The organism is Stenotrophomonas sp. YJH_SMC_135 (assembly GCF_059372355.1).
The window spans coordinates 734,128-760,651 of record NZ_JCAFVN010000002.1 but is presented as its reverse complement, the minus strand read 5'-3'; the positions used below and the strand labels follow the sequence as shown (position 1 = coordinate 760,651).

Sequence of the window (26,524 nt, the reverse complement as noted above, 5' to 3'; positions counted from 1 at the left end):
GGACGCCGCGCCCCACATGGATACCGCGCTGACGCTGACCAACGACATGAAGCTCGTGCTCGGGCTGGTCGGCTTCACGATGGCGATGTTCCTGTTCGAGCGCATCCGCGCCGACGTGGTCGCGCTGGTGGTGCTGGTGGTGCTCGGTGTCACCGGACTGATCGCGCCGGAGGAAATCTTCGGCGGTTTCTCCGGTAACGCGGTGATGAGCATCATCGCCACCACCATCCTCGGTGCGGGTCTGGACCGCACCGGGGCGCTGAACCGGCTGGCCGCCTGGCTGCTGCGGCGCGGCCACGGTGTCGAGCAGCGGCTGCTGATGATGACCACGGCCATCGCCGGCCTGAATTCATCCTTCATGCAGAACCCGTCGGTGATGGCGTTGTACCTGCCGGTCGCCTCGCGACTGGCAGCGCGCACCGGGCTGACGATGCAGCGCCTGCTGCTGCCGATCTCGGCGGCGATCGTGATGGGCGGCGCGCTGACCATGGTCGGCAATTCGCCGCTGATCCTGCTGAACGATCTGCTGGCCTCGGCCAACAACAACCTGCCCTCCGGCCTGGCCACCATCGAGCCGCTGCGCATGTTCGCGCCGCTGCCGATCGGCGTGGCACTGCTGGTCGCCTCGCTGCTGTACTTCCGCTACTACGGCGACCGCAAGCTGATCGAGGAAGAAAACCTGGTCAACGACGGGGTCACCCCGGCGCGAACCGAGAGCTACTTTGCCAAGACCTACGGCATCGAAGGCGATGTGTTCGAGCTGGTGGTCAGCGCCGAAAGCCCGCTGGTCGGCATGACCCTGGGCGAGGCCGAGACCCTGCACGATGCGCCACTGCTGCTGGCCCTGAAGACCGGCAATGACACCCGCCTGGCGCCGCCGGCGGAGATGCGCATCTGGGTCGGCAGCGTGCTCGGTGCGATGGGCCCGCGCCAGCAGATCAGCGACTTCGCGCAGAACCAGTTCCTGCGCATGTCCTCGCGCCTGAAGCACCTGGGCGACCTGTTCAACCCCAGCCGCGCCGGCATTTCCGAGGCGGTGGTGCCGCCGACCTCGAACGTGATCGGCAAGAGTGCGGCCGACCTGCGCCTGCGCAAGGAGCGCGGCATCAGCCTGCTGGCGATCAACCGTGACAAGCAGGTGATCCGCGAGGACGTGCGTGACGTGCAGCTGCGCGCCGGTGACATGCTGGTGTTCCACAGCATCTGGACCGACCTGGCGCAGGCTGCCAAGAGCCGCGACTTCGTGGTGGTGACCGACTACCCGACCGGCGAGCAGCGCCCGCACAAGTTCAAGATCGCGATGGCGATCTTCGCGTTGACCATCCTGATCGCGCTGACCAGCAAGCTGCCGGTGGCGCTGACGCTGATGACCGGCGTGGCCGGCATGCTGCTGACCGGCGTGCTGCGCATGGACGAGGCCTATGCCTCGATCAACTGGAAGACGGTGTTCATGATGGCCGGGCTGATTCCGCTCGGCTGGGCGATGGACTCCAGCGGTGCGGCCGCGTGGGTGGCCGGCCATACCATCGACAAGCTGCCGACCGGCATTCCGGTGTGGGTGCTGGAGGTGGCGCTGGCGCTGCTGACCACGGCGTTCTCGCTGGTGATCAGCCATGTGGGCGCGACCATCGTGATGGTCCCCATTGCGGTGAACCTGGCACTGGCGGCGGGTGGCAACCCGACCGCGTTCGCGCTGATCGTGGCGCTGTCGGCGTCCAACAACCTGATGACGGCCTCCAACCCGGTGATCTCGATGATCACCGGCCCGGCCAACTACACCCCGCGCGAGATGTGGCGGGTCGGCGGCCCGTTGTCGCTGATCTACACCTGCGTGGTGGTGCTGATGATCAACCTGATGTTCTGAGGGACTTGATCGGCAGGGCTGCGCCCTGCACCTGCAGAAGCCGAAGCAACAGCAACAGCGGGCATTCCGTGGGATGGCGGGGCACTGTGGGTTTGCGGGGACGCCGTAAACCCATCCATGGGGGCTTGGCCGCGGCATCCATGCCGCTCACACCCCGCAAACCCACAGTGCGCCGCCTTCGACAGTTTCACGCGGCTGGTGGTGGGTGCCGACCGTTGGTCGGCACGGATCTCGCTCTGGTAGCTGTCGACCTTGGTCGACACGGCTTTTGTAGCGTCGAGCCGTGCTCGACTGCTTCTGGCCTCAAGCCAGGTAGACCTGCCCGTCGCGCACGCCCACCGGCACCGCGCGCAGGCGGTCGCCCTTGCACGGGCCGGCGATGCAGTCGCCACTGTCCAGCGCGAACGACGCGCCATGCGCGGCGCACACCAGGTGGCCCTCGCGGCTCTTCAGGAACTGCCCCGGCGCCCAGTCCAGGCGGCGGCCGGCATGCGGGCAGATGTTCAGGAATGCGCGCACCTGCGCGCCGTCGCGGTACAGCACCAGCGATTCGGCATCGCCATCGACCACCGCTTCGACCTCGGCAAACGCGCCATCGGCAATGGCATCCAGGGCGATCAGGGCAGCAGCGGCAGTCATGGCGAAGGCTCGTACGGTAAACCCGCATTGTCGCATGCCCACTCAGGTGACTGGCTGCGACATGAACACAAGTCATTGATCCGTAATAAGCACAGGCTATATTTAACGAGTTTTTCACTCAATGACAGTGGCGCGTCCCGATACTCTGGTTTCGCTGATCCCAGCCTATCGAGCCGCCATGTTCAATCGCGCATCCGCCTTCAACCAGTTCCGCACCCTGTTCGCGCCGCGCAAGCCGCGCCACCCGCTGGTGCGCGTTGCCGTGGGCCTGCTTGGCCTGGCGATCCTGGCCGCGATGGTGTTCATCGGTGTGTTCGTCGGTGCGGCGATGATCCTGGTCGGCCTGGCGTGGAAGCTGCTGGCCTCGCGCAAGCCGGGTGTTGCCCGCCCGGTCGACCCGACCGTGGTCGAAGGCGAGTACCGCGTGGTACGCAAGCCGGTGCTGCCGGCCTCGCGCTGATCCACCTCCTGCGCGCCCGCTGACGGCGGGCGCCATGCGTTCTAGACTGCGGGCACGCCCTTCCTGGATGCCCGCATGTCCGATGTCTCCGATGTGATCCCTGCCGTAGCCTTGCCGCGTGTGCCGGTAGCCGGTGGTGGCAGTTTCCCCGTGCACCGCATCTACTGCGTCGGCCGCAACTTTGCCGACCACGCCCGCGAAATGGGTGCGGCAGTGCCGGCGGCCGATGACCGTGGCCGCCCGATGTTCTTCAGCAAGCCGGCCGATGCGATCGTGGTCGGCCACGACGATGCGATCCCCTACCCGCCAGCGACCGCCAACCTGCACCACGAAGTGGAGCTGGTGGTGGCGATCGGCCGCGATGCGCCCGCCGGCGAGCTGGCCGTGGCCGACGCCGACGCACTGGTCTACGGCTATGCCGTCGGCCTGGACCTGACCCGCCGCGACCTGCAGGCCGCGGCCAAGGACAAGGGCCACCCGTGGGACGCGGCCAAGGGCTTCGACGCCTCCGCGCCGATCAGCGAAATCGTCCACGCCGAGGAAGTCGGCGACCTGGCCGCGCTGAACCTGTCGCTGGAGGTCAACGGCGAGGTGCGCCAGCAGGCTCTGCTCGACCAGATGATCTGGAACGTGCCGGAGATCCTGCATGAGCTGTCCAAGCTGTGGCAGCTGCGTGCCGGCGACCTGGTGTTCATGGGCACGCCGTCCGGCGTGGCCGCGCTCAAGCCCGGCGACCGCTTCAGCGCGCGCCTGGAAAACGTGGCCGAGCGCCACGGCGTGATCGCCGGCTGACATCACCTGCGCTACCCTGCGCGCTGTCCACTTCCCCACCGGAGAAAAACAACAATGGGAATGCTCACCGAGTTCAAGGAATTCGCGATGCGCGGCAACGTCATCGACCTCGCCGTCGGCGTGGTGATCGGCGCGGCCTTCGGCAAGATCGTGACCGCACTGGTCGAGAAGATCATCATGCCGCCGCTGGGCTACCTGATCGGCCGCGTGGACTTCTCCAGCCTGGCCTGGACGCTGTCGCCAGCCCGGCTCGGACCGGATGGCAAGGAGATCCCGGCGGTGGTGGTTGGCTACGGCGACTTCATCAACACCGTCATCCAGTTCGTGATCGTGGCTTTCGCGATCTTCCTCGTGGTCAAGGCGATCAACCGCCTGTCGCGCAAGAAGGAAGCGGCACCGGCGGCGCCGGCCGAAGAAGTGGTGCTGCTGCGCGAGATCCGCGACAGCCTGAAGAAGTAAGGGTACCGGGCGCGTATGGGCGCCCCTCCCACCTGTAGAGCCGAGCCCACGCTCGGCTGATCTGCAAAAGGCAGCCGAGCATGGGCTCGGCTCTACAGAAGCAGGCGAAAGCCCCGCTCCGGCGGGGCTTTCGCTTTGCTGCATCTGGCGGAAAACAGCATCCGCGCCAGCCATGACCTCCCGCCCATGCGCCGGGCTGAACGACTGTTAAGCTCCAAGGCTTAGGTCCCTTCCCGGAGTTGTCCATGCGTCGCCGCGTCCTTGCCATCGCATCCTCCCTCGCCCTGCTGGCCGTCCCGGCCTTCGCGGCACCGCGCACCACCACCCTGCCCCCCGCCTCGCTGGCGACCGCCGCGCAGCTGCGCGACCAGGCGCTGGCCGATGACACCGGCTGGAAGGTGGTCGAGTCGCTCACCACCGAGATTGGTCCGCGCATTGCCGGCAGCGAAGCCGATGCCCGCGCCGTTGCCTGGGCCGAAGCCAAGTTCAAGGCCCTGGGCTTCGACAAGGTGTGGAAGGAGCCGGTGACGTTCCCGAAATGGGAGCGCCGCAGCGAACACGCCGCCGTGACCGGCAGGAACCCGCAGCCGCTGCAGATCACCGCACTGGGCGGCAGCCCGGGGGGCACCGTGGAAGCCGAGGTGGTGCGCTTCCCCGACCTGGCCGCGCTGCAGGCCGCACCGGCAGGTTCGCTGAAGGGCAAGATCGCCTTCGTCGATTACCAGATGCTGCCCTTCCGCGATGGCCGCGATTACGGCCGCGGCGGTGCGATCCGCAGCAAGGGCCCGTCCGAAGCCATCCGCAAGGGCGCGGTCGGCTTCCTGATGCGCTCGGCCGGCACCGACTCGCACCGCGTGCCGCACACCGGCATCACCCGTTTCGATGACGGCCTGACCCCGGTGCCGTCGGCCGCGCTGTCAGTGCCCGATGCCGACCAGCTGGCCCGCCTGCTGGCCCGTGGCAGCACCACGGTGAAGGTGGCACTGGATTGCGGCTGGGACGGCACCGCCACCTCGTACAACGTGATCGGCGAGATCACCGGCCGCAGCCTGCCGAAGGAAGTGGTGGTGATCGGTGGTCACCTGGATTCGTGGGACCTGGGCACCGGCGCCGTGGATGACGGCGCGGGCGTGGGCATCACCATGGCCGCCGGCCACCTGATCGGCCAGCTCAAGCAGGCACCGAAGCGCACCATCCGCGTGATCGCCTTCGCCAACGAGGAACAGGGCCTCTACGGCGGCAAGGCCTATGCCGAGGCACACGCCAAGGACGTGGCCCTGCACCAGCTGGCCGCCGAGAGCGACTTCGGCGCAGGCCGCATCTACGCCTTCAATACCGGTTCACCGAATCCGGAAGGCTCGCGTGAAGCGACGAAGCAGATTGCCGAAGTAATGAAGCCGCTGGGCATCGAGTACCAGGCCGACAAGGGTGGCCCGGGCCCCGACGTCGGCCCGCTGGCCGCCAAGGGCGGTGCGTGGGCGTGGCTGGCGCAGGATGGCTCGGACTACTTCCACCTGCACCACACCGCCGACGACACGCTGGACAAGATCGACCCGAAGGCGCTGGCGCAGAACGTGGCCGCGTATACCGTGTTCGCGTACCTGGCGGCGGAAGCCGACGGCAGCTTTGGCAGCGAGGCCAAGGCGACCACGCCGCCGAACGAGTGATGCGGTGACACAGGGGGTCAGAGCCCTCGCCCTTGGCGAGGGATCTGACCCCTGATCGTATTAGCTCTCCCAGACCCGGGTGTTGCTTACCCCGATCGTCTGCGGCTTGAACAGCGGATCACGCTGCTTGCGCTTCTGCGCCTCGTAATCGCGCAGTGCGGCCAGGGCAGGCCTTTGCAACAGCAGGATGGCGATGATGTTCAGCCAGCTCATCAGGCCGACGCCGATGTCACCCAGCGACCAGGCCACCGTTGCACTGTTCACCGCCGAGTAGCCGGTCGCTGCCAGGAACAGCAGCTGGAAGCTGCCCATCACCCACGGCGTCGGCCGATCGCGACACAGATAGCTGACGTTGGTCTCGGCCATGTAGTACAGCGCCAGGATGGTGGTGAACGCGAACGGCAGGATCGCCAGCGCCACGAACGAACGGCCGAAGCCCGGCAGCGCGGATTCCACCGCATGCTGCACGAAGCGTGGCCCGGCCTCGACGCCCGGCAGATTGCCCAGCAGCAGGCGCGCCTCATCCGGAATGCCGTTCACCGACGGGTCGTAGACGTTGTACAGGCCGGTGGACAGGATCAGGAAGGCGGTCGCACTGCACACCACCATTGTGTCGATGTAGACCGAGAACGACTGCACCAGGCCCTGCTTGACCGGATGCGAGACTTCCGCGGCGGCGGCCGGATGCGCACCACTGCCCATGCCGGCCTCGTTGGACAGCACGCCACGGCGCACGCCCCACTGGATGGCGGTGCCGATCATCGCGCCGAACGCCGCATCCACGCCGAATGCACTGCGCAGCACCAGCATGATCACCTCCGGCACCCTGTCCGCGTTGAGCACCATCACCAGCGCCGCGACCAGCAGGTAGGCCACGGCCATCAGCGGCACCACCCATTCGGCCACGCGCGCAATGCGCCGCACACCGCCGATGAGGATGGCACCCAGCACCACCAGCAGAACCGCCGTGGTGGTCATCACCGGCACGTCCCAGGCTTCGTTCACCGCACTGGTGATCGCATTGGACTGCGTGCCGGCCAGCATCGCGCCCGCCAGCACCGTCACCAATGCGAACAGCACTGCATACCAACGTTGGCCGAGGCCTTTTTCGATGTAGTACGCCGGGCCACCCCGGTATTGTCCTTTGCCGTCGCGCTCCTTGTAGATCTGCGCGAGCGTGGACTCGATGAAGGCGCTCGAGGCGCCGAGGAAGGCGACGATCCACATCCAGAAGATCGCGCCGGGCCCGCCGAAGGCGATGGCCATGGCGACGCCGGCGATGTTGCCCACGCCCACGCGGCTGGACAGCGAAAGGGACAACGCCTGGAACGGCGACACGCCGGCATCGGAGCGCTCATGGCGGAACATCAGGCGCAGCATGTCCGGCAATGCACGCAGCTGGATGAAGCGCGTGCGGACGCTGAAGTACAGGCCGGTGAGCAGGCACAGCACCACCAGGTAGGGGCTCCAGACGACGCCAAGGATCGCGTTGACGATGGATTCGATGTTCATCGGCGGCCCCTCAGAAGAACATGCCCAGGGCGACCTGGGGGCTGATGATGCGGCCGGTGTTGCGGCCAGCCACGCTGAACTCGACGCCGGCGATCAGGCCCAGTGACGGGCTGAAGTGGTACTCCACGGCCGGCGCCAGGGTGACGCTGCGGCTGGCCGGGCGATGCTCGTCGATGCGTTCGAAACCACCGCTGGCGTTGCGCGCGAAACCCCTCAGGCGCTGGCCGGTCTCGCGGCTGGCGGCCACTTCCATCACGCCCACCCAGCGCGGATTGAAGCTGTACTCGGCGCCGACCGACAGGCCCAGCACCGACCCCCGGGAGATGTGCCCCTGGAAGCTGTCGTCGGTGCCGTAGACGCTGGCCCCGGAGATCGCCGTCCGCGACGGCGCAGGCCCGGCGCTAAGCTGGGCACGCCAGCGCAGCGGGCGGTCGTTACCCAGCCAGACCACCTGCTGCACGCCCAATGCGGCAGTGGTGCGCTGCACACCGTCGCCCTGCGCATCGAGCGGATTGCCGGTGATGCGGTCATGGCTGCCGGTGCTGAAGCGCTGCACCAGCGCGACCGAGATGGCCGGACGCGTGCCATCGGCATTGGGCGCCTGCAACAGGTACTGCAGGCGCGCGGTGGTGTCACCGGCACGGAAACCACTGCTGCGCGCGCCGCCCTGTTCGGCACGCGATGCACTGAGATTGACCTGCCCCATCACCCGGTCGCTGAAGCCGTAGATGATCGGTACCACCGTTGCCCATGCGCCGCTGCGTTGCCCACTGCGGCGGCGATGGCCGCCATCGTCGTAATGATCGCGGCTGTCGATCCGCACCAGATAGGGTTCGATGTACCAGTTGCCCTGCGGCAGGCCAGCCGGGTTGGGGGTGATCAGCGGCCCGGTGAAGTTGACGCCGTCCAGGCTGCGTTCGCTGGCTGCGGCACGGCCGTTGGCAAGGACGCTGGTCAGGACCAGCAATGCGATGAGGATACAGCGTGGGTGATGCATGGCAGCCTCTTCTGGACAACGTGGGATGGAGTTCCACCCTGCGTTGCCGGAAGCGGCTGACCAATAAGGAAACTTTCAAAACGTCATGCGCGCTTGACGCAATTACGGACCCTGGAAGGGGTCAGCGCCCTCGCCTGCGGCGAGGGATCCGACCCGGGATACCGGATCAGCCGCGGCGGCTCGCCCACTGCGCCAGCAGTACCGCCGTGGCCGAGGCCACGTTCAGGCTCTCCACCGCGCCGCTGCCGGGAATCGAGACCTGCTGGTCGCACGCTCCCGCCAGGCTGCGGTCCATGCCCTCGCCTTCGGCGCCCATCACATACACCAGGCGGGCCGGCAGCGAGGTGCGGAACACGTCGTCACCGCCCTCCACCAGGGTCGCCGCCAGGCCGAAGCCGGCCGCACGCAGCTGCGTCATCGCCTGGGCGGTCTCCGGCAGCTGCACCAGCGGCACCGCTTCTGCACCGCCCTCGGCCACGCGCGCGGCGGCACCGGACAGCGCCAGCGTGCTGCCGCCCGGCAGCAGCAGCGCCTTGGCGCCGAAGTGTGCGGCCGAGCGCAGGATCGCACCGAGGTTGTGCGGGTTGCCCACGCCATCAAGCCACAGCGCCAGCGCCGGGCCGTCGCCGACCTGCTCCAGCCACTGCGCCAGCGGCAGCGCCGGTGCGCGCAGCACATCGGCCACCACGCCTTCGTGGTGGGTGGTGCCGGCAAGCTTGTTCAGATCGCCGTCTTCAACCACGCGATACCCCACGCGGTTGGCCACGCACCACTTCAGCAGCGGCTGCAGGCGCGGAATGCGCGCCTCCAGCAGGTACAGCTTGCGCAGCGCCTGTGGCCGCGCTTCGAACGCGGCCAGCACGGCATTCAGGCCGTACAGGCGCAGCTCGTCGCTGCCACCGCGCCCACCACCGCCCGTGGCCGGCACCTCCGGGCGCGGCAACGGCGTTGCGCGCGGCGGACGGGCGGACGGGCGGCGGTTGTTCCAAGGGTTGTTCACTTACACACTCTCCTGCTTGCGCTGGCGCCAGAAATCGGCGTTCTTGATGCCCAGGGCATCAGGGTCGAACACCGGATCCAGGCCCAGCTTCTTCTGTCGTTCGTAGTCACGCAGGGCCAGCATCGCCGGCTTCTGGATGATGAGGATGGCAATGATGTTCAGCCAGGCCATCAGGCCGACGCCGATGTCACCCAGCGCCCAGGCCAGGGTCGCATTATGGAACGCGCCGAACACCACCATGCCGATGATGCCCAGGCGCAGCACCAGCACGGTCAGCGGGCGCTTCCTGTTGTGGTTCACATAGCTGAGGTTGGTCTCGGCCATGTAGTAGTACGCCATGATGGTGGTGAAGGCGAAGAAGAAGATGGCGATCGACACGAACGCCGAACCCCAGCCCGGCAGCACCGCTTCCACGCCGGCCTGGGCGTAGCCCGCACCTTCGGGAATACCGGCCAGGCCCTGGAAGATCGGCGCGGCGCCCTCCACCGGCGAGTACACGTTGTAGGTACCACTGGCCAGGATCAGGAACGCGGTGGCGGTGCACACCATCATGGTGTCGAAGTAGATCGCGAAGGCCTGCACGTAGCCCTGCTTGGCCGGGTGCGAGACTTCCGAGGCGGCCGCTGCATGCGGGCCCGAGCCCTGGCCGGCTTCGTTGGCATAGATGCCGCGCTTGATGCCCCACTCCACCGCCAGGCCCATCATCGCGCCGAACGCGGCGTGGGTACCGAAGGCGCTGCTGAAGATGATGTTGAACATCTCCGGCACGCGGTCGTAGTTGATGATCATGATGACGATGGCCATCAGGATGAAACCGGCGGCCATGAACGGCACCACCACTTCGGCGAAGTTGGCGATGCGCTTGACGCCACCGAAGATCACCACGCCCAGCAGCAGCGCCACCACGATGCCGATGCCCAGCTTCAGCGCCTGCACCGACTCCATGCCGAAGGCCTGGCCATCGAGCGGACCGCACAGCGCGGTGCCACGGCAGGCGTTGATGATGCTGTCGGCAATGGCGTTGGCCTGTACGCCCGGCATCAGGAAGCCGGCGGCGATGATCGTGGCGATGGCGAAGGCCAGCGCGTACCACTTCAGGCCCATGGCCTTTTCGATGTAGTACGCCGGGCCACCGCGGTAGCGGCCTTCGGCGTCCTTGGTCTTGTAGATCTGCGCCAGGGTGCATTCCACATACGACGTGGACGCGCCGAGGAAGCCCATCACCCACATCCAGAAGATCGCACCGGGGCCGCCGAAGGCGATGGCCGTAGCCACGCCGGCGATGTTGCCGATGCCCATGCGGCCGGCCATCGACATGGCCAGGGCCTGGAACGAGGACACGCCGGCGTCGGATTTCTCACCCTTGACGGTGAGGCGGCACATCTCGAAGAAGCCACGGATCTGCATGAAGCGCGTGCGCAGGCTGAAGAACAGGCCGGCGCCCAGGCACACGAAGATCAGTGCCTTGCTCCAGATGATGCTGTTGATGAAGTGTACGGTTGCTTCCACGCGCGCTCTCTCCAGTCGGCGGGTTGTAAGGACGTCCCGTCGGCTGGAAGGGACCGGTCGATTCTCCCTGATCGCAGGCCGCTGCGGTAGCGCTGTTTTGTAGAGCCGAGCCCATGCTCGGCTTGGCCCCCCGAGGGCAGCCGAGCATGGGCTCGGCTCTACAGCGGCCAGCCCGCGTGTTCACGGCAGCTGGGTGCGTACCCGGGCGAAACGGCGAAGGTCGTGCAGCACGCCGCGCTTGTAGACCGCGCAGCGCTCCACGCCCTCCTCCTGGAAGCTGTTCTTCTCCAGCACCCGCGCCGAGCCGAGGTTGAAGTCGACGACCGTGGCCTGCAGCCTGAACAGGCGCAGCTCGTCCATCACCCACGGTGCGAACAGCCCGACCACACGGGTCATCACGCCGTGCCCCCAATAGGCCTGGCCCAGCCAGTAGCCCAGTTCGGCGGTGTGCCCACGCTCGGCCATGCCCTGCTGGGCAGCGACGCTGCCGCAGGCCTGGCCGTCGATCTCGATGGCCAGGTTCAGGGTTCCGGGGGCCAGCACGCGGCCGGCGAGGAAGGCCTCGCCATCGGTGCGCGTGTACGGGTACGGGAAACGGTCGCGCAGGCCGCGCGACACCTCGGGATCGTTGGCGTGGCGCAGCAGCGATTCCAGATCATCGGGGCGCCAGGGGCGCAGCTGGAAGCCGTCGCCTCGAAGTGGCGTCAGAGCCCTTTCCCTTTGGGAAAGGGGTCCGACCCCGTCAGCGAGGGACCCGATCCCGTCGGTGTGCCGGTCAGGCATGGCCGCCCACCGACGGCGATTCCGCTTCCTGCTTCTCCAGCTCGCGCTTCACCGCTTCCGGCGAACGGGTGTACGGGGCAAGCCGCGCGTAGAACGCCGGCACCACGAACAGCGACAGGAAGGTCGAGAGGGTCACGCCGAAGATGATCACGATGCCGATCGTGCCACGGCTGGCCGAACCGGGACCACCGGCCACCACCAGCGGAATGGCGCCGACCACGGTGGCGATCGAGGTCATCAGGATCGGGCGCAGGCGCACCATCGCCGATTCAATGATCGCCTCGCGCACGCTGCGCCCATCGTCGCGCAGCTGGTTGGCGAATTCGACGATGAGGATGCCGTTCTTCGCGGCCAGGCCAACCAGCATCACGATGCCGATCTGGCTGAACAGGTTCACCGTACCGCCACTCACCCACAACCCGACCAGCGCGCCGAGCACGCCCAGCGGCACGGTCAGCATGATGGTGAGCGGGTGGATGAAGCTCTCGAACTGCGCGGCCAGCACCAGGTAGACCACCAGCAGGGCCATAGCGAAAGTGAGCAGCACGGCGCCACCGGCACTCTGGTACTCGCGCGATTCACCCTTCCAGTTCACCTGCGCGTACTGCGGCAGCTCTTCCTGGGCCACGCTCTGCGCCCAGGCAATGGCCTCGCCCAGCGGATAGCCCGGCGCCAGGCCGGCACTGATGGTGATCGAGCGCAGGCGGTTGAAGCGGTTCAGGGTGCCGGCCTCGGCCACTTCGCTCAACGTGACCAGGTTGGACAGCGGCACCAGCTCGCCAGAGGTGGCGCGCACGCGGATCGCGGCCAGGTCGGCCGGGCTGGCGCGACCGTCACGTCCGGCCTGCACCAGCACGTCGTACTCCTCGCCGTTGTCGACGAAGGTGGTGACGCGGCGCGAGCCCATCATGGTTTCCAGCGCCGAACCGATCGCGGTGACCGGCACGCCGAGATCGGCCGCACGCTGGCGGTCGATGTTGACCCGCATCTGCGGCCGGGTTTCCTTGTAGTCCGAGTCGGGGCCGACCAGGCCGGGGTTGTCGGCCATGCGCAGCAGGATGCGGTCGCGCCACTGCGCGATCTCCGCGTATTCCGGCCCACCCAGCACGATCTGGAACGGCTGCCCGCCGCTGCGCACCAGGCCGCCACCGACCTGGGTACGCACACGCACGCCGCGGATGGTGTCCAGTTCCTTCTGCAGTTCGTTGGCCACGTCCGGCGTGGCCTCGCTGCGCTGGCGCCACGGCTGCAGGAAGATGCTGACGCGGCCGGTGTGCATTTCCTCGCTGGCACCGAAGCCACCGGGCACGCGCGGGTTGGCACGCACGATCGGCTTGTCCGGGCCGACATGCGGGGCCAGCAGCGCCTCCACCTGCTGCACCTGCTGCACGGTGTAGTCGTAGCCGGCACCTTCCGGGCCGTCGATCATGATCTGGAACGAACCGCGGTCTTCGGCCGGCGCCAGTTCCGAGGGCAGCAGCTTGAGCAGGCCCCAGCTGGCGACCAGCGCGGCCGCCATCACCAGCAGGTAGATCCAGGTGCGGTCGACATGGTGATCGAGCACCCGCCCATAGGCACCCGCGAGGCGTTCCAGGTTGCGGTTGATGAAGCCGTGCAGGCCACGTGGCGCCTGCCCGGTGTGCGGCTTGAGCAGCTTGGAGGCCATCATCGGCGTCAGTGTGAGCGCCACGAACGCGGACAACGCCACGGCGGCGGCCAGCGCCACTGCCAGCTCGCGGAACAGGCGCCCGGTGTTGCCTTCCAGGAAGCCGACCGGCAGGAACACTGCCACCAGCACGGCGGTGGTGGCGATCACCGCGAAGGCGACCTGCGCGGTGCCGCGCTTGGAGGCCACCAGCGGTGGCTCACCCAGGTCGATGCGGCGCTGCACGTTCTCCACCACCACGATCGCATCGTCCACCACCAGGCCGATGCACAGCACCAGCGCCAGCAGGGTCAGCAGGTTGATCGAGAAATCGAACGCGTACAGCGCGATGAACGCCGCGACCAGGCAGACCGGCACCGTCACCGCCGGGATCAACGCGGCGCGGAAACTGCCGAGGAACAGCCAGATCACCGCCAGCACCAGGATCATCGCTTCCACCAGCGTGGCGTAGACGCGGTCCACCGCCGCTTCGATGAAGGTGGTGTTGTCGAAGGCGACGAAGATCTGCGTGCCCTTGGGCAGGGTCAGCGCCACCCGCTCGGCTTCAGCGCGCGCGGTACGCGCCACGTCCAGCGAGTTGGCCGTGGAGGTCTTGACGATGCCCAAGCCGATGCCCGGTTCGCCGTTGCTGCGGTAGTACGCGCGGCGTTCGGCCGAGGCCAGCTCGATCTTCGCCACGTCGCCCATGCGCACCACGTAACCGTCGCGGCCCTTGCCCAGCGGGATGGTCGCGAAGTCTTCGGGCTTGATGTAGTTGCGCTCCACGCGCAGGGTGAAATCACGGTCGGTCGACTCGATGCGGCCGGCCGGCAGCTCCACGTTCTCGTTGCGCAGCGCGGTTTCCACGTCGCCGGTGGTCAGCCCGCGTGCGGCCAGCTGGTCCCGGTCCAGCCAGATCCGCATCGCATAGCGCTGGCGGCCGCCGATGCGGACCTGGGCCACGCCATCGAGGCTGGAAAAGCGATCGACCACGTAACGGTCGGCGTAGTCGCTCAGCTCCAGCGTGTCCATGGTCGAGGAGACCATGTTGAACCAGATGATGGGGTCGGCATCGCTTTCGACCTTGGCGATCTCCGGTGGCCGCGCCTCTTCCGGCATGCGGTCGGCCACGCGGCTGACCGCATCGCGCACGTCGTTGGCCGCCGCTTCGATATCGCGGTTGGAGGTGAACTCGATGCTGACCTGCGAGCGGCCGTTGGTGCTGCGCGCATTGATCGTATCGATGCCTTCGATGCCGGCCAGCGCATCTTCCAGCACCTGTGTGATGCGGCTTTCAATGACCGCCGCCGAGGCGCCGGTGTAGTCCACCGAGACCGAGACGATCGGCGGGTCGATGGCCGGCAGTTCGCGCAGGGTCAGGCGGGTGAAGGACATCACGCCCAGCACCAGCAGCAACAGGCTCATCACCACGGCGAACACCGGCCGCTGGATGGAGATGTCGGACAGCTTCATCCGCCGTGGCCCTCGGCCGCGGCCGGCGCAGCGTCTTCAGCGGGCTTTGCACCACTGGCGGGCGCTGCGTCCTTGGCGGCAACCTTCAGGCCCGGACGCAGCTTGCCGGTGCCATCGACCACGATGCGCTGGCCCGCTTCCAGACCCTGCCTGATCTCGACCACGCCGGCACGGCGCGCGCCAGTTACCACGTCCACACGCTCGACGCTGTCGTCAGCCTTGATGCGGTACACGAAGGTATCGCGACCGACCTGCACCACGGCGATTTCCGGAATCACCAGCGCCGGGCGCTCGGGGCGGAACAGGCGCACGTCCAGCAGCATGCCAGGACGCAGCGCATGGTCGCCGTTGGCAAAGTCGGCGCGCACGGTCACGGCACGGGTGGCCGGGTCGATGCGCGCATCGATGGTGCTGACCACGCCCTCGAAGGTGCGGCCCGGCCAGGCCACGCTGGTGGCGCTGACCTTGTCACCGACGCCCAGCGCAGCCAGTTCCACTTCAGGCACCTGGAAATCGATGTGCATGTGCTCGATGTCATCGAGCGTGGCGATGACCGTGGTCGGAGTCACCAGCGAGCCAGGGCTGACCTGGCGGATGCCGAGCACGCCGGCGAACGGCGCGCGCACACGGCGATCACCGATGTCTGCCTGCATCTGCATCACGCGCGCTTCGGCGGCATCGCGGATCGACTTCTGCGTATCCAGCGTGGCGCTGGACACCAGCCGCTGGGCGGCCAGCTCGCGCTGGCGCTTGTACAGCTGATCGGCTTCATGGAAGGTCGCCTGCGCCTGCACCAGTGCGGCCTCCTGGGCCTGCCCACGCAGGGTCACGATCGGCGCACCGGCAGCAATGTGCTGGCCGCTTTCGAAATGCACTTTCTCGACGATCTCGCTGACCTTGGCGGTCACGCTGATCGATTCGCGCGCCTTGGCCGTGCCAAGCGCCTGCAGGGTGTCGCTCCACTGACGGGACTGCACGACCTGCGCAGTGACCGGCACCGCTTCTCCCTGCCGACGCGCGGCGGCCTCCTGTTTGCCTGCGCACCCGGCCAGCACGGCCAGGCTGAGGCCAAGGGCCAGGGTCGAAGCGATACGAGCCAACATGAACGGTCCAAATTGATCCACGGCCGCCGAGTGTAGGCAAGTGCCCCTGAAAGCGGTATGTGCCAAGCGTTTACCGGCGTGGAACCAGGGCTGCGATAGCGCCTTGAACCCATTCCGTGCAAGGCTGCCATGGGCAGTGTCGGCGTGTATCGGGGTGTATCCCGTCGTGCACCACCGGGTCAGTCATCGTAGAGTCGAAGCTGCCCGACGGAGGGCGTCGGGCGGGGACGGATCCTGGCGGGGATCCGGCCCCGTTTTTTTTTACACCCGGCGGATCAATACCGGTAGTTCAGCTTCATCCACACGCTGCGCCCCGGCTCGTTGATGCGCACCGGGTCGGCCGGGAACCCGAAGTCGGCGCTGCCGGCCAGGTTCAGGTGCTCGCTGTAGGCGCGGTCGAACAGGTTGTCGACGCCTGCGCTGAGCTGCAGCTGCGAACCGAAACGGTACGCCGCGTTGAGCGCGAAGGTGGCAAAGCCCGCGCTCGGCCCGAGATCCTGCGCGACCACGTTGCCCTGGCCATCTGCGACACGATGCTGGTGGGTCACCGCGCGCAGCAGCGCACCGGCGCTCCAGCGCTGGCCTTCCCAGTTCGCACTCAGGCGCGCTTCCAACGGCGGCATCTGCGGCAGCGGACGCTGCTGGTCGCGGTTCTCGCCCCAGGCATAGGCCAGCGTGCCACCCAGCTTCCACTGTTCGGCCACGCTCACTTCCAGCCCCGCCTCGGCACCGGCGATGCGCGCATCGACGTTGCTGGCCTGGCTCATCCCCATCGCGCCGCTGCGGTGGTAGGTGAACAGGATGTAGTCCTGGATCTGCCCGGCGTACGCCGAGACCCAGGCCTGCACGCGCGGTCCCTTGTACTGCAGGCCAGCGTCGAGCTGGGTGGTGCGCTCGGGCTGGATGCCGGCAAACGCGTTCACCGCATCGGCCGGGCCGTGGTCGGGCGAGAACAGCTCCCAGTAGTCGGGCATGCGTTCACTGTGGCCGAGGCCGGCGTACCAGGTCAGGCCGTCGGCCAGATCCTGCTCGTAGCGCAGGAAACCACTGCCGAGCCATTCCTTGCGACGCTGGCCCGCAGTCGGATTGGGCATGTTGCCCATCATTCCGCGGAGCGACTGCCGCTCGTCGCGCACGCTGGCGCGATCGATGCGCAGGCCGCTGATCCAACGCTGATCGGTGCCGGCGCCGAGGGTCAACTCGGTGAACACGCCATTGCGGCGGAAGTGGGCATCGGTCTCCCACGCCACCTGGCGATAGGTGCCGCGGCCCATGCCCATGCGCCCACGATGGCGGCTGTCTTCGCCGTCCACGCCCGCCACCAGCTGCACGTCCTGCCAGCGCCACTCGGAACTGACCCGGCCGCCCTGGGTACGGCGATCCACGTTCGAAGCCATCGGCATCGGCATCGTGCTGTTCGGGTTCGGCGCACGCAGCGTATAGTTGTCCATCACGTGATCGGCCTCGTTGTAGTACACGTTGGCCTGCACCGTGTCCCACGCACCCGGCAGGTTGCGCTTCTCGAAGCGCGCGGCATAGCTGGTGCGTTCGAACGCGGCCCCGTCCATGCCGCGTCCCGCATAGCGTGCGATCGCATCTCCGGCACCGGCAGAAATTTCCAGCAGCGTGTCGGCATCCGGCGTCCAGCCGATCGCCACGTCACCGTTCCACTTGCGCCACTTCGATGGCACCACATCGCCGTGGCCGTCCTTGTAGTCATCGGCTTCGGAACGGTTGCCACTGGCGCGCACATAGCCGGTCGGGTTGCCCAGGGTCAGGTCGAGCACCTGGTCGTTGCGGTTGCGCGAACCGACCAGCGCACTGGCATCGGCACGCAGGCCCGGCTCTTCGAAGCGCGGTGTATCGCGCTCGAAGCGTACGGTGCCAGCCGAGGCACCTGCGCCCCAGCGCACGCTCTGCGGGCCCTTGATGATGGTCAGCCGGTCGAAGCTCTCCGGCGCGATGTAGGACAGCGGATTGTCCATGCGCGACGGGCAGGCACCGATCAGGTTGCCGTCATTGCTGAGGATGTTCAGGCGCGAACCGAACATGCCGCGCAGCACCGGGTCACCGTTGGTGCCACCGTTGCGGATGGCGGAGAAACCGGGAACGGTCTTCAGGTAATCGGCGCCATCACTGGCGGGTACCGGCTGCCGCGGCAGGCGTGGGTCGGTCACCCAGTGCAGTGGCGAGGACGGTGCGGCAGCGGTGACCACCAGGGTGTCGAGGGTACGCGCCTCTTCGGCGGGCGCGGCATGGGCGAGCGTTGCAGCTGCGGCCAGGCCAAGGGCAACCGGCAGGCGCGCACAGGCGCCCGCGGGGCGGGAAGTCATTTTCATCGGAACAGCTCCAAGGTACGCAGGCGCGCACGGCGCCCGGTCAGGCGTCGTGCGGCAGATTCGACAGGGACATCAGCGAACGATGGAGAAAGGCGGCGGCCCACGCGCGGCATGCGCCGGCCAGCACAGCGCGGGCAGCACCTGCCGCGACCAGGGGAACACCAGCCGCGGCCGCCACAACAGCGGCAACAGCAGCACCAGCACGGCCAGCCACGGCAGCAGGCGCATCGCCAGCACGCAGTATTCGCAGGCTTCGCCGTGCATGGCGTGGGGATCGGCCGGTGGGGCCGGATCCCTCTGCCCATGCAGAGGGCTCTGACCCAATCCGGCGCCATCGTGATGCATGTGCGCGTGGTCCATGCCGGCCATCGCAGCGTGGCCCACCGATGGCGCCTGCAGCGCGCGGCTGACCAGCGGCGCAAGCACCATCAGCAGCGTCGCCAGGACGGCAAGCTGGAGCAGAAGGCGCTGCGGGCGGGACAGCCGGGTCATCCCGCTAGTGTAGAGCCGGGTCCAGGGTTGCCCGTGCGACGAACCGTCGCAGGAGGGATTTATCGGCAGGGCTGCGCCCTGCACCTGCAGAGGCCACGTCCACGGCAAGAGCCGAAGCAACAGCAAAAGCGGGTTCCTGTGGGTAGGCGGGGTGGGTCCGGTTGCGGGAGACGCCGTAAACCCATCCATGGGGGCTTGGCCGCGGCATCCATGCCGCGGACACTCCCGCAACCGGACCCGCCCCGCCTTCGACAGTTTCCTGCGGTCTGTTGGAACGGCTTTGGGGTCAGATCCGTTTTCCGAAGGAAAACGGATCTGACCCCAGATGTATTTCGATATCTGACAGCTTTCATCCACGCATGGCGTGGATCTACCGTGTCGACCAAGGTCGACACCTACCAACAGCCGCGAAGATCTGTCAGAGGTGGGGCGGTGTCGGAGTGCGGGGTGTCAGCCGCATGGATGCGGCTGCCAAGCTTACAGGGACGTACTTGCAGCGTCCCCGCACTCCGACACCGCCCCGCCAACCCACGGAATGCCGCTTCTGCTGTTGCTGTTGCTGTTGCTTGAATGCCGCGGCAGGTGCAGGGCTGCAAGCCCTGCTCGACCAACCCCTCACACCGTGATGGTCTGGGTCAGTGATTTCCAGGTCGGTGGCACCGGCCACGCGGCCGCCTGGTTGCCATCCAGCACCCGCCGCAGGTCGCGGGGATCGATCTGCGGTGCCAGCACATGCACCAGCTCCAGCGCGTAATCACGCAGCACGCGGTCGCGCGGCAGCACCGCCCAGGCGATGCATTCGCTGATCGGGTCCGGCGCCGGCCACGCCCTCAGGTCTTCGTCGTTGGAACTGACCGCCATTTCGGCCAGCAGGCCCACGCCCAGGCCGGTACGCACATAGGTCTTGATCAGATCGGCATCCAGCGCGGTCAGCGCCAGATCCGGCACCAGCCCGTTGGCGGCAAACGCACGCTGCAGCGACGAATTCGGGCGGGTCGAGGATTCGTAGCTGATCAATGGTTGCCGGGCCAGCGCGGCCAGGTCCGGTGCACGCCCGGCGCGGTCCAGCGGGTGGCCCTTGGGCACCACCACCAGGCGTCGCCAGCGGAACAGTGGCACCGCGATGCCATCGGTGGGCTCTCCCCCAGCGGTGCTGATGATGGCGATATCCGCGTCACCCTGGTTCAAGCGATCCAGCGCGTCGGCTTCACCGGCCTGCTGCAGGTGCACGCTCACCTGCGGGTAAGCCTGCTTGATCGCCGCCACCGCCGGCGGCAGCACGAAGCGCGCCTGGGTGTGGGTGGTCGTCAGGATCAGCTGGCCCTGGCTCTCGCGCCGCTGGTTGGCCGCGTAGGTGCGGATGTTGTTGGCCTCGGCCAGCACGGCGCGGGCGCGGGCGATCACCTCGGTACCGGCGGGGGTGACCGACTCCAGGCTGCGGCCCTTGCGCACGAACAACAGGAAACCCAGCTCGTCCTCCAGCTGCTTGAGCTGCTTGGACAAGCCGGGCTGGGTGGCGTGCACGCGCGAGGCGGCCAGCGTGATGTTCAGCTCGGCGTCGGCGATGGCAACCAGGTAGCGCAGCTGGGTCAGCGTCATGGGCAGGCAGGCGGCGTGGGGCGGAGGTCCACTCTAGGGTCAATTGCCGTCACCAGCTTATAACCAAAGGTTGTTTAAGAAAGGTATCTGGTCATTTCCGGGCGTCATATGCCGGCGCTACGGTCAGCCGGCAGCCGCTGGCCTGAACGGCCAGCCCTCCCCCTTCGCCCGCCGAAGCCCGGCGCGGCCCCGTTTCCGGAGCGCTTCCATGGCCCTGTACGACTCCATCCTCGACACCGTCGGCAACACCCCCATCGTCAAGCTGCAGCGTCTGGCACCGCCGCAGGTCAGCGTTTACGCCAAGGTCGAGTCGTTCAATCCGGGCGGCTCGGTCAAGGACCGCCTGGCTTTGGCGATCATCCTCGACGCTGAAGCGCGTGGCCTGCTCAAGCCGGGCGACACCATCGTGGAGGCCACCTCGGGCAATACCGGCGTGGCACTGGCGATGGTCGCCGCAGCGCGCGGCTACAAGTTCGTGGCGACCATGGTCGAGACCTTCTCGGTCGAGCGCCGCAAGCTGATGCGTGCCTATGGTGCCAAGGTGATCCTGACCCCGGCCGCCGAACGCGGCAGCGGCATGGTGCGCAAGGCAGCCGAACTGGCCGAACAGCACGGCTGGTTCCTGGCCAGCCAGTTCGCCAACCCGGCCAACCCGGCCTATCACCGCAACACCACCGCCGCGGAAATCCTGCGCGACTTCGCCGGCAAGCGGCTGGACTATTTCGTCAGCGGCTGGGGCACCGGCGGCACGCTCACTGGTGTGGGCGAAGTGCTGAAGGTCGCGCGCCCGCAGACCCGCATCATCGCCACCGAGCCGGCCGGCGCCGCCCTGCTCAAGGGCGATGACTGGAAGCCGCACAAGATCCAGGGTTGGACCCCGGACTTCGTGCCGGACGTGCTCAACCGCGATGTGGTGGACGAACTGGTCTCGGTCGAAGATGACCGCGCGATCGCCACCGCGCGCCGCCTGGCCGCCGAGGAAGGCATCTTCGTCGGCATCTCTGCCGGTGCCACCGTGGCCAGCGCGCTGGACGTGGCTGCCCGCGCCGAACCCGGCGCGGTGATCCTGGCGATGCTGCCGGACACCGGTGAACGCTATTTCTCCACGCCGCTGTTCGCCGATGTCAACGAAGGCTCCGACGACGACTGGCTGGCCGGCCTGCCGTAAACCGCCCGGGGTCGGATCCCTTTGCCGCAGGGAAAGGGCTCTGACCCCACCCGCGTGGATCAGCGACAGGGGTCAGAGCCTTTCCCATGCGGGAAAGGATCTGACCCCGTTCTGCTTCAGCCTGCGTGAAGGCGTCGCCCGCCATCGTGCGTGAAGGCCGTCGGATCGCAGCGCGTGAGACGGTCATGACGCAGTATCGATGCCCTGTCCCCTACCGTGGGAACAGCCGGCGCAGATGATGCGCGGATCACCTCACAGGCAGGAGACGGACGCATGAAGATCGAGGTTTGGCAGGGTGACATCACGACCCTGGCGGTGGATGCGATCGTCAACGCGGCCAACGAAACACTGCTCGGTGGCGGCGGTGTCGACGGCGCGATCCATCGCGCGGCCGGCCCCGCATTGCTGGCCGAGTGCGCGCAGTTGCCGGAGCTGCGCCCGGGCGTGCGTTGCCCGACGGGCGAAGTGCGCGCCACCAGCGCGCATGCGCTGCCGGCGCGCCATGTACTGCACACGGTGGGCCCGGTCTGGCATGACGGCCAGCGCGACGAACCGGCGCTGCTTGCCAACTGCTACTGGAAGTCGCTGCAGTTGGCCGAGTCGCTGGGCGTGCAGTCGATCGCGTTCCCGGCGATCAGCTGCGGCGTCTATGGCTATCCGCTGTACCAGGCGGCGCAGATCGCAGTGACCGAAACACTGGCGTGGCAGCGCAGCCATGCGCAACCGATGCGCATCGTGCTGGTGGCGTTCAATACCGCTACGGCCAAGGCCTACCAGCAGGCGTTGAGCGCCGCCGGGCAAAGCGCGGACAGCGAACCGCGCGGGTCGATGCTGCCGCCGCTGGGTGATGCGGGTTTTGCCGCCGCGCACTGAATCCCAGTGCGCGACGTAAAGAAAAAGGCCGGGCAGTACCCGGCCTTTTCCGTTGCACCGTTGTGATCAGCCACGCATGGCGTGGGTCACGCTCAACGGCTGGCAGCTTCCACCGCGGCGGCGTCATCGGCCACGGCGGCTGCGTCGGCTGCGGCGCGTGCCGCCGAGGCCGCAGCCCCATCGGCGCTGGCGCCATCCACCTGCACGCGCACTTCCACCATGCCCGCGCCATTGTTCAGGCTGGACACGTCGACCGTGTAATGACCGGCCGGCAGGGTCTCTTCCAAGCGCGAATTGGTGCCGTTGCCACCATCGTCGTCGGTCAGCTCGACATCGCCGCCGACCACGCGCAGCACGGTATCAACCTGGCTGGAAATCGCATCCAGGCGCACATCGGCCGGGCGGTCCAGCGACAGCAGGAAGCGGCGACGGCCATCGTTGTCGAGCATCGTGTACACGCTGCCCGACTTCGGCAGTGCCGTGCCATCGCGCTCGACCAGATTGCCGGGCAGCTCGATGCGGTTGGCCGACAGGGTGAACATGCCGCTGACGCCGTCGCCGAGGCCGCGCGCGGTCAGGGTGTACTTGCCCGGCTTCAGTGACAGGGTCAGGCGCGAGTTGGTGCTGTCGCCGCCATCGTCATTCTCTGCATCCACGCCCTGGCCCGACAGCTTCAGCACCGGATCGAAGACATCCGACACCAGGCGGATCTCGTACAGGCCGGCCTTGTCCACCTGCAGGGTGTAGTCCTGGGAACCCCCGGCCAGCATGTCGACGATCTCGCCGCTGCCCGCCAGCGGCTTGCCGTCGTACGGCACCAGCTTCTCGGCGCGCAGGCGGTAAGGACCGTAGTCGGTCGAGCCGTTGGCGTTGACCGCCACCTGGTAGGTGCCGCCACCGTTGGCACGGAAGGCCACCGAGACGTCGCCTTCGCGCTCGTAGCCGGAGTTGCTGCTGGCCACCAGGCTGCCGTTGTTGAACACGGCGATCGAGCCGCTCAGCGAACCGGTCAGCTTCAGCCCGACCAGCTGCTTGTCTTCCAGCTTGATCTGGTAGAGCTGGTGGTGGCTGCCGTCGTTGTAGTTGATGCCGCTGCGCGAGGTGATCTCGCCGGATACCGGCTTGTCGAAATCGAGTGACGCGGCCTTGCCCGCGTCCGCGCCGCCGCCGATGCGGTTGCAACCGCTGGCGACCAGGACCGTGGCAACGGCCAGTGTGATTGCTGCCAAACGCATGTTGTTTCTCCTTGGCCTTCCATGTGGTTCCCGCATACCGGCCAGGCACGCGGGGGCGGAAAAGATACCCGCAAAAGCAAACGCCGGCGTGATGCCGGCGCTGCCTTGTTCATCCGGCGATGGGACGGATCAACCGTTCCACTTGCCCAGCGCGGCCAGGCCGTTGTCCTTGGCGCGCTCGTACACCGTCTTCTGGGCAGCAGCGTAGTTGCCCTTCATGTCCTTGGCCCACAGCTTCAGCGCGGCCTGCTGCATGGCGCGGCCGTAGGAGAAGCTCAGCGGCCACGGCAGGTTGCCCAGCTGGTTCATCGCGTTCAGGTGCTCGGTGGACTGCTCGTCGCTCTGGCCACCGGACAGGAACACCACGCCCGGCAGGATCGCCGGCACGGTGCTCTTCAAGCACATCACGGTCGACTCGGCCACTTCCTCGACATCGGCCTGCTCTTCACAGTCCTTGCCGGAGATGACCATCGAGGCCTTCAGGATGGTGCCTTCCAGCAGCACGTTCTGCTGGTACAGCGCGTCGAACAGCGAGCGCAGGGTAGCTTCGGTGACTTCGTAGCAGGTTTCGATGTCGTGGTCGCCGTCCATGATCACTTCCGGCTCGACCATCGGCACCAGACCGCATTCCTGGCACAGCGCTGCATAGCGGGCCAGCGCATGGGCGTTGGACTCGATGCAGGTGCCCGACGGGATGCTCTCCCCGATGTTGATGACCGCACGCCACTTGGCGAAGCGCGCGCCCAGCTTGTAATACTCCTGCAGGCGCTCGCGCAGGCCGTCGAGGCCTTCGGTCACCAGCTCGCCCGGGCAGCCGGCCAGCGGGTGCGCACCCTTGTCCACCTTGATGCCCGGAATCATGCCGTGGTCGGCCATGTACTTGGCGAACGGCACGCCGTCCTTGGTCGACTGGCGGATGGTCTCGTCGTACAGGATGGCGCCGGAAATGTGCTCGTTGAGCTTCGGCGTGGTCAGCAGCAGCTCGCGGTAGGCGCGACGGTTCTCCTCGGTGTTCTCGATACCGACGCCGGCGAAACGCTTGGCGATGGTAGCGGTGGATTCGTCGATCGCGATGATGCCCTTGCCCGGGGCGACCATGGCCTGGGCGGTTTCAGCCAGCTGTTCGATGCTCATGTATTTCCTGTGGCGGGTGCGGGAAAAACGTAAGTATAGCCCTGCTGCCCGTTGCCTCGCCGTGGAGGACAGGATGGAAACGCTTCCACGTCTACGCAGGACAAAGGATGTCCTGCGGCATGGGGTCAGATCCCCGCAGGGGCTCTGACCCCAGATCAGCAGCGCCGACCCGACCGTCAGGGCTTACAGATCGCCCAGGCCGATGGCGCGGCCATCCTCGCCCACTTCCAGCAGGCGCAGGGTGTTGGTGGCACCATGGGTTTCCATGTGCTCGCCGCTGGTGAACACAACGCGGTCACCGGCCTGCAGCAGTTCCGATTCGACCAGCAGGCGGATGCTGCCGCGCGCCGCTTCGCGCGGGGTCAGGCCGCGGCTGTCGAAGTTGATCGGGAACACATCGCGCATCAGCGCCATCTGGCGACGCGCGCCGTCGTGGCGGGTGACCGCGAACACCGGCGCCTTGGCGCGGAAACGCGACAGGTAACGCGCGGTGCCGCCGGATTCGGTCATGGCCACGATCGCGCGCACGCCCACATGCTGCGACAGGAACATGGTGGCCATGGCAATTGCCTGGTCGGCACGTTCCAGGTTGCGCGGCGAGGCGTTGAAATCGGTCTCGGTCTGGAACTGGCGCTCGGCACCCAGGCAGATGCGTGCCATCGCTTCCACCGCCTTGACCGGGTAGGCACCGGCGGCGGTTTCCGCCGACAGCATCACCGCGTCGGTACCGTCGATGACCGAGTTGGCGACGTCCAGCACTTCGGCGCGGGTCGGGATCGGGCTTTCCACCATCGACTGCAGCATCTGCGTGGCGGTGATCACCACCTTGTTCTGCGCCAGCGAGGCCTTGATGATCTTCTTCTGCAGGCCCGGCAGCTCGGCATCGCCGATTTCCACGCCAAGGTCGCCACGGGCAACCATCACCACGTCGCTGGCCTCGACGATTTCTTCCAGGTTCTCGATCGCCTCGGTGCGCTCGATCTTCGACACCAGGGCGGCATCACAGCCGTGCGAGCGGGCAATGTCGCGCGCGTCGTTCATGTCCTGCGCGTTGCGGCAGAACGACACGGCAATGAAGTCCACGCCGATCTTGGCAACGATGCCGATCAGTTCCTTGTCGCGCTCGGTCAGGGCACCCAGCGACAGGCCGCCGCCCTGCTTGTTCAGGCCCTTGCGGTCGGACAACACACCATCGTTGAGCACGGTGTTGACGATGCGCTCGCCCTGCACTTCCACCACCTGCAGCTGCATCAGGCCGTCGTCGAGCAGCAGCACATCACCCGGGCCCACGTCCTGCGGCAGGCCGAGGTAGCTCACGCCCACCTGGCTGGCGTTGCCCGGGCCGGCGTTCTCGCTGGCGATCAGGTCGAAGCGGTCACCCGCCTTCAGCTGCACCTTGCCTTCGGCGAAGCGCTCGATGCGGATCTTCGGGCCCGGCAGGTCGGCCAGGATGCCCACTTCCACGCCCACGCGGGCCGACGCGGCGCGCACTTCGGCAGCACGCTTGGCCTGGCCGGACGGATCGCCATGGCTGAAGTTCAGGCGCACCACATTGACGCCGGCGCGGAAAAGATCCTCCAGCACGCCCGGCGGATCAGTGGCCGGACCGAGGGTGGCAAGGATCTTGGTGCGACGCTGACGCTCGAACATGGTGGATGGGCCTCTCCCGTTAAAGAACGGAAATTAGCACATCCTTCACGCCGCATGTATACGGTTACAGCCTTGTGCTGCCTGACTCCGCAGGTCATGCAACGGACATTGTCCGGACATACGCTGGCGCA

Annotated in this window: 21 protein-coding genes; 7 read left to right on the top strand and 14 right to left on the bottom strand. The window is 67.3% G+C overall.

What is annotated here, in order from left to right; all coding sequences use genetic code 11:
* Positions 1 to 16 precede the first annotated feature (16 nt).
* Complete coding sequence (locus tag AC5P98_RS09975) at positions 17 to 1,864, top strand: SLC13 family permease (protein ID WP_032957191.1); 1,848 nt, start codon at positions 17 to 19, stop codon at positions 1,862 to 1,864.
* Between the two features lie 303 nt (positions 1,865 to 2,167).
* Here AC5P98_RS09975 and AC5P98_RS09970 read toward each other — a convergent pair whose 3' ends face one another.
* Entirely contained in the window at positions 2,168 to 2,503 is a 336-nt protein-coding gene (locus tag AC5P98_RS09970) for a Rieske (2Fe-2S) protein (protein WP_049404929.1), read from the bottom strand.
* Positions 2,504 to 2,681: 178 nt separating this feature from the next.
* Here AC5P98_RS09970 and AC5P98_RS09965 point away from each other — a divergent pair, with 178 nt between their 5' ends.
* The 4 genes from AC5P98_RS09965 (at position 2,682) to AC5P98_RS09950 (ending at position 5,881) form a co-directional block, all read left to right on the top strand.
* Positions 2,682 to 2,963 (top strand): hypothetical protein, encoded by a 282-nt coding sequence (locus AC5P98_RS09965; protein WP_005410817.1) that lies wholly within the window; start codon positions 2,682 to 2,684, stop codon positions 2,961 to 2,963.
* Between the two features lie 75 nt (positions 2,964 to 3,038).
* Entirely contained in the window at positions 3,039 to 3,755 is a 717-nt protein-coding gene (locus tag AC5P98_RS09960) for a fumarylacetoacetate hydrolase family protein (protein ID WP_019660190.1), read from the top strand.
* Positions 3,756 to 3,809: 54 nt separating this feature from the next.
* Positions 3,810 to 4,214 carry a large-conductance mechanosensitive channel protein MscL gene (gene mscL / locus AC5P98_RS09955; protein WP_049404928.1) on the top strand — a complete coding sequence of 135 codons (405 nt, stop codon included), beginning with the start codon at positions 3,810 to 3,812 and terminating at the stop codon, positions 4,212 to 4,214.
* Between the two features lie 245 nt (positions 4,215 to 4,459).
* A complete protein-coding gene (locus AC5P98_RS09950; RefSeq protein ID WP_049404927.1) occupies positions 4,460 to 5,881 on the top strand; it encodes a M28 family peptidase in 1,422 nt (473 codons plus the stop codon).
* 60 nt (positions 5,882 to 5,941) lie between these two features.
* Here AC5P98_RS09950 and AC5P98_RS09945 read toward each other — a convergent pair whose 3' ends face one another.
* The 10 genes from AC5P98_RS09945 to AC5P98_RS09900 form a co-directional block, all read right to left on the bottom strand.
* Positions 5,942 to 7,393 carry an alanine/glycine:cation symporter family protein gene (locus AC5P98_RS09945; RefSeq protein ID WP_049404926.1) on the bottom strand — a complete coding sequence of 484 codons (1,452 nt, stop codon included), beginning with the start codon at positions 7,391 to 7,393 and terminating at the stop codon, positions 5,942 to 5,944.
* Positions 7,394 to 7,403: 10 nt separating this feature from the next.
* The gene (locus AC5P98_RS09940) at positions 7,404 to 8,390 is read right to left on the bottom strand and encodes a hypothetical protein (RefSeq protein WP_049404925.1); all 987 of its coding nucleotides are present in this window, start codon (positions 8,388 to 8,390) and stop codon (positions 7,404 to 7,406) included.
* A 166-nt stretch (positions 8,391 to 8,556) separates the two neighbouring features.
* Complete coding sequence (locus AC5P98_RS09935; protein WP_495229990.1) at positions 8,557 to 9,390, bottom strand: TrmH family RNA methyltransferase; 834 nt, start codon at positions 9,388 to 9,390, stop codon at positions 8,557 to 8,559.
* On the bottom strand, positions 9,391 to 10,899 hold the full coding sequence (locus tag AC5P98_RS09930; protein WP_049404924.1) for an alanine/glycine:cation symporter family protein: 1,509 nt from the start codon (positions 10,897 to 10,899) through the stop codon (positions 9,391 to 9,393). It abuts the gene before it with no gap.
* A gap of 180 nt (positions 10,900 to 11,079) precedes the next feature.
* Positions 11,080 to 11,682, bottom strand: coding sequence for a GNAT family N-acetyltransferase (locus tag AC5P98_RS09925; protein ID WP_049404923.1), 603 nt, complete (start codon positions 11,680 to 11,682; stop codon positions 11,080 to 11,082).
* The gene (locus tag AC5P98_RS09920) at positions 11,675 to 14,800 is read right to left on the bottom strand and encodes an efflux RND transporter permease subunit (protein ID WP_049404922.1); all 3,126 of its coding nucleotides are present in this window, start codon (positions 14,798 to 14,800) and stop codon (positions 11,675 to 11,677) included. The genes AC5P98_RS09925 and AC5P98_RS09920 overlap by 8 nt, the downstream gene beginning before the upstream one ends.
* The gene (locus AC5P98_RS09915) at positions 14,797 to 15,903 is read right to left on the bottom strand and encodes an efflux RND transporter periplasmic adaptor subunit (RefSeq protein WP_032957171.1); all 1,107 of its coding nucleotides are present in this window, start codon (positions 15,901 to 15,903) and stop codon (positions 14,797 to 14,799) included. The genes AC5P98_RS09920 and AC5P98_RS09915 overlap by 4 nt, the downstream gene beginning before the upstream one ends.
* Positions 15,904 to 16,178: 275 nt before the next feature.
* On the bottom strand, positions 16,179 to 18,242 hold the full coding sequence (locus tag AC5P98_RS09910) for a TonB-dependent copper receptor (protein WP_049418956.1): 2,064 nt from the start codon (positions 18,240 to 18,242) through the stop codon (positions 16,179 to 16,181).
* A gap of 72 nt (positions 18,243 to 18,314) precedes the next feature.
* On the bottom strand, positions 18,315 to 18,734 hold the full coding sequence (locus AC5P98_RS09905) for a DUF2946 family protein (RefSeq protein ID WP_049404920.1): 420 nt from the start codon (positions 18,732 to 18,734) through the stop codon (positions 18,315 to 18,317).
* 615 nt (positions 18,735 to 19,349) lie between these two features.
* Positions 19,350 to 20,333 (bottom strand): LysR family transcriptional regulator, encoded by a 984-nt coding sequence (locus AC5P98_RS09900; protein WP_495229987.1) that lies wholly within the window; start codon positions 20,331 to 20,333, stop codon positions 19,350 to 19,352.
* Positions 20,334 to 20,541: 208 nt separating this feature from the next.
* On the opposite strand from AC5P98_RS09900, the gene cysK reads away from it, so the two are divergent.
* Both cysK and AC5P98_RS09890 read left to right on the top strand, forming a co-directional pair.
* Positions 20,542 to 21,501 carry a cysteine synthase A gene (gene cysK / locus AC5P98_RS09895; RefSeq protein ID WP_014648230.1) on the top strand — a complete coding sequence of 320 codons (960 nt, stop codon included), beginning with the start codon at positions 20,542 to 20,544 and terminating at the stop codon, positions 21,499 to 21,501.
* 273 nt (positions 21,502 to 21,774) lie between these two features.
* Complete coding sequence (locus AC5P98_RS09890; RefSeq protein ID WP_014648231.1) at positions 21,775 to 22,374, top strand: O-acetyl-ADP-ribose deacetylase; 600 nt, start codon at positions 21,775 to 21,777, stop codon at positions 22,372 to 22,374.
* Between the two features lie 92 nt (positions 22,375 to 22,466).
* On the opposite strand, the gene AC5P98_RS09885 is transcribed toward AC5P98_RS09890, so the two are convergent.
* The 3 genes from AC5P98_RS09885 to pyk all read right to left on the bottom strand — a co-directional run bounded on the left by AC5P98_RS09885 (position 22,467) and on the right by pyk (position 26,393).
* On the bottom strand, positions 22,467 to 23,609 hold the full coding sequence (locus AC5P98_RS09885; RefSeq protein WP_049405009.1) for a hypothetical protein: 1,143 nt from the start codon (positions 23,607 to 23,609) through the stop codon (positions 22,467 to 22,469).
* 129 nt (positions 23,610 to 23,738) lie between these two features.
* Complete coding sequence (locus AC5P98_RS09880; protein WP_014648233.1) at positions 23,739 to 24,743, bottom strand: class I fructose-bisphosphate aldolase; 1,005 nt, start codon at positions 24,741 to 24,743, stop codon at positions 23,739 to 23,741.
* A gap of 183 nt (positions 24,744 to 24,926) precedes the next feature.
* The gene (gene pyk / locus AC5P98_RS09875; RefSeq protein ID WP_032959168.1) at positions 24,927 to 26,393 is read right to left on the bottom strand and encodes a pyruvate kinase; all 1,467 of its coding nucleotides are present in this window, start codon (positions 26,391 to 26,393) and stop codon (positions 24,927 to 24,929) included.
* Between the last annotated feature and the right edge of the window lie 131 nt (positions 26,394 to 26,524).

Coding starts and splice junctions, on each gene's coding strand:
- AC5P98_RS09975 (WP_032957191.1), top strand. CDS start 17: ATGGATACCGCGCTGACGCTGACCAACGACATGAAGCTCGTGCTCGGG.
- AC5P98_RS09970 (WP_049404929.1), bottom strand. CDS start 2,503: ATGACTGCCGCTGCTGCCCTGATCGCCCTGGATGCCATTGCCGATGGC.
- AC5P98_RS09965 (WP_005410817.1), top strand. CDS start 2,682: ATGTTCAATCGCGCATCCGCCTTCAACCAGTTCCGCACCCTGTTCGCG.
- AC5P98_RS09960 (WP_019660190.1), top strand. CDS start 3,039: ATGTCCGATGTCTCCGATGTGATCCCTGCCGTAGCCTTGCCGCGTGTG.
- mscL (WP_049404928.1), top strand. CDS start 3,810: ATGGGAATGCTCACCGAGTTCAAGGAATTCGCGATGCGCGGCAACGTC.
- AC5P98_RS09950 (WP_049404927.1), top strand. CDS start 4,460: ATGCGTCGCCGCGTCCTTGCCATCGCATCCTCCCTCGCCCTGCTGGCC.
- AC5P98_RS09945 (WP_049404926.1), bottom strand. CDS start 7,393: ATGAACATCGAATCCATCGTCAACGCGATCCTTGGCGTCGTCTGGAGC.
- AC5P98_RS09940 (WP_049404925.1), bottom strand. CDS start 8,390: ATGCATCACCCACGCTGTATCCTCATCGCATTGCTGGTCCTGACCAGC.
- AC5P98_RS09925 (WP_049404923.1), bottom strand. CDS start 11,682: ATGCCTGACCGGCACACCGACGGGATCGGGTCCCTCGCTGACGGGGTC.
- AC5P98_RS09920 (WP_049404922.1), bottom strand. CDS start 14,800: ATGAAGCTGTCCGACATCTCCATCCAGCGGCCGGTGTTCGCCGTGGTG.
- AC5P98_RS09915 (WP_032957171.1), bottom strand. CDS start 15,903: ATGTTGGCTCGTATCGCTTCGACCCTGGCCCTTGGCCTCAGCCTGGCC.
- AC5P98_RS09910 (WP_049418956.1), bottom strand. CDS start 18,242: ATGAAAATGACTTCCCGCCCCGCGGGCGCCTGTGCGCGCCTGCCGGTT.
- AC5P98_RS09905 (WP_049404920.1), bottom strand. CDS start 18,734: ATGACCCGGCTGTCCCGCCCGCAGCGCCTTCTGCTCCAGCTTGCCGTC.
- AC5P98_RS09900 (WP_495229987.1), bottom strand. CDS start 20,333: ATGACGCTGACCCAGCTGCGCTACCTGGTTGCCATCGCCGACGCCGAG.
- cysK (WP_014648230.1), top strand. CDS start 20,542: ATGGCCCTGTACGACTCCATCCTCGACACCGTCGGCAACACCCCCATC.
- AC5P98_RS09890 (WP_014648231.1), top strand. CDS start 21,775: ATGAAGATCGAGGTTTGGCAGGGTGACATCACGACCCTGGCGGTGGAT.
- AC5P98_RS09885 (WP_049405009.1), bottom strand. CDS start 23,609: ATGCGTTTGGCAGCAATCACACTGGCCGTTGCCACGGTCCTGGTCGCC.
- AC5P98_RS09880 (WP_014648233.1), bottom strand. CDS start 24,743: ATGAGCATCGAACAGCTGGCTGAAACCGCCCAGGCCATGGTCGCCCCG.
- pyk (WP_032959168.1), bottom strand. CDS start 26,393: ATGTTCGAGCGTCAGCGTCGCACCAAGATCCTTGCCACCCTCGGTCCG.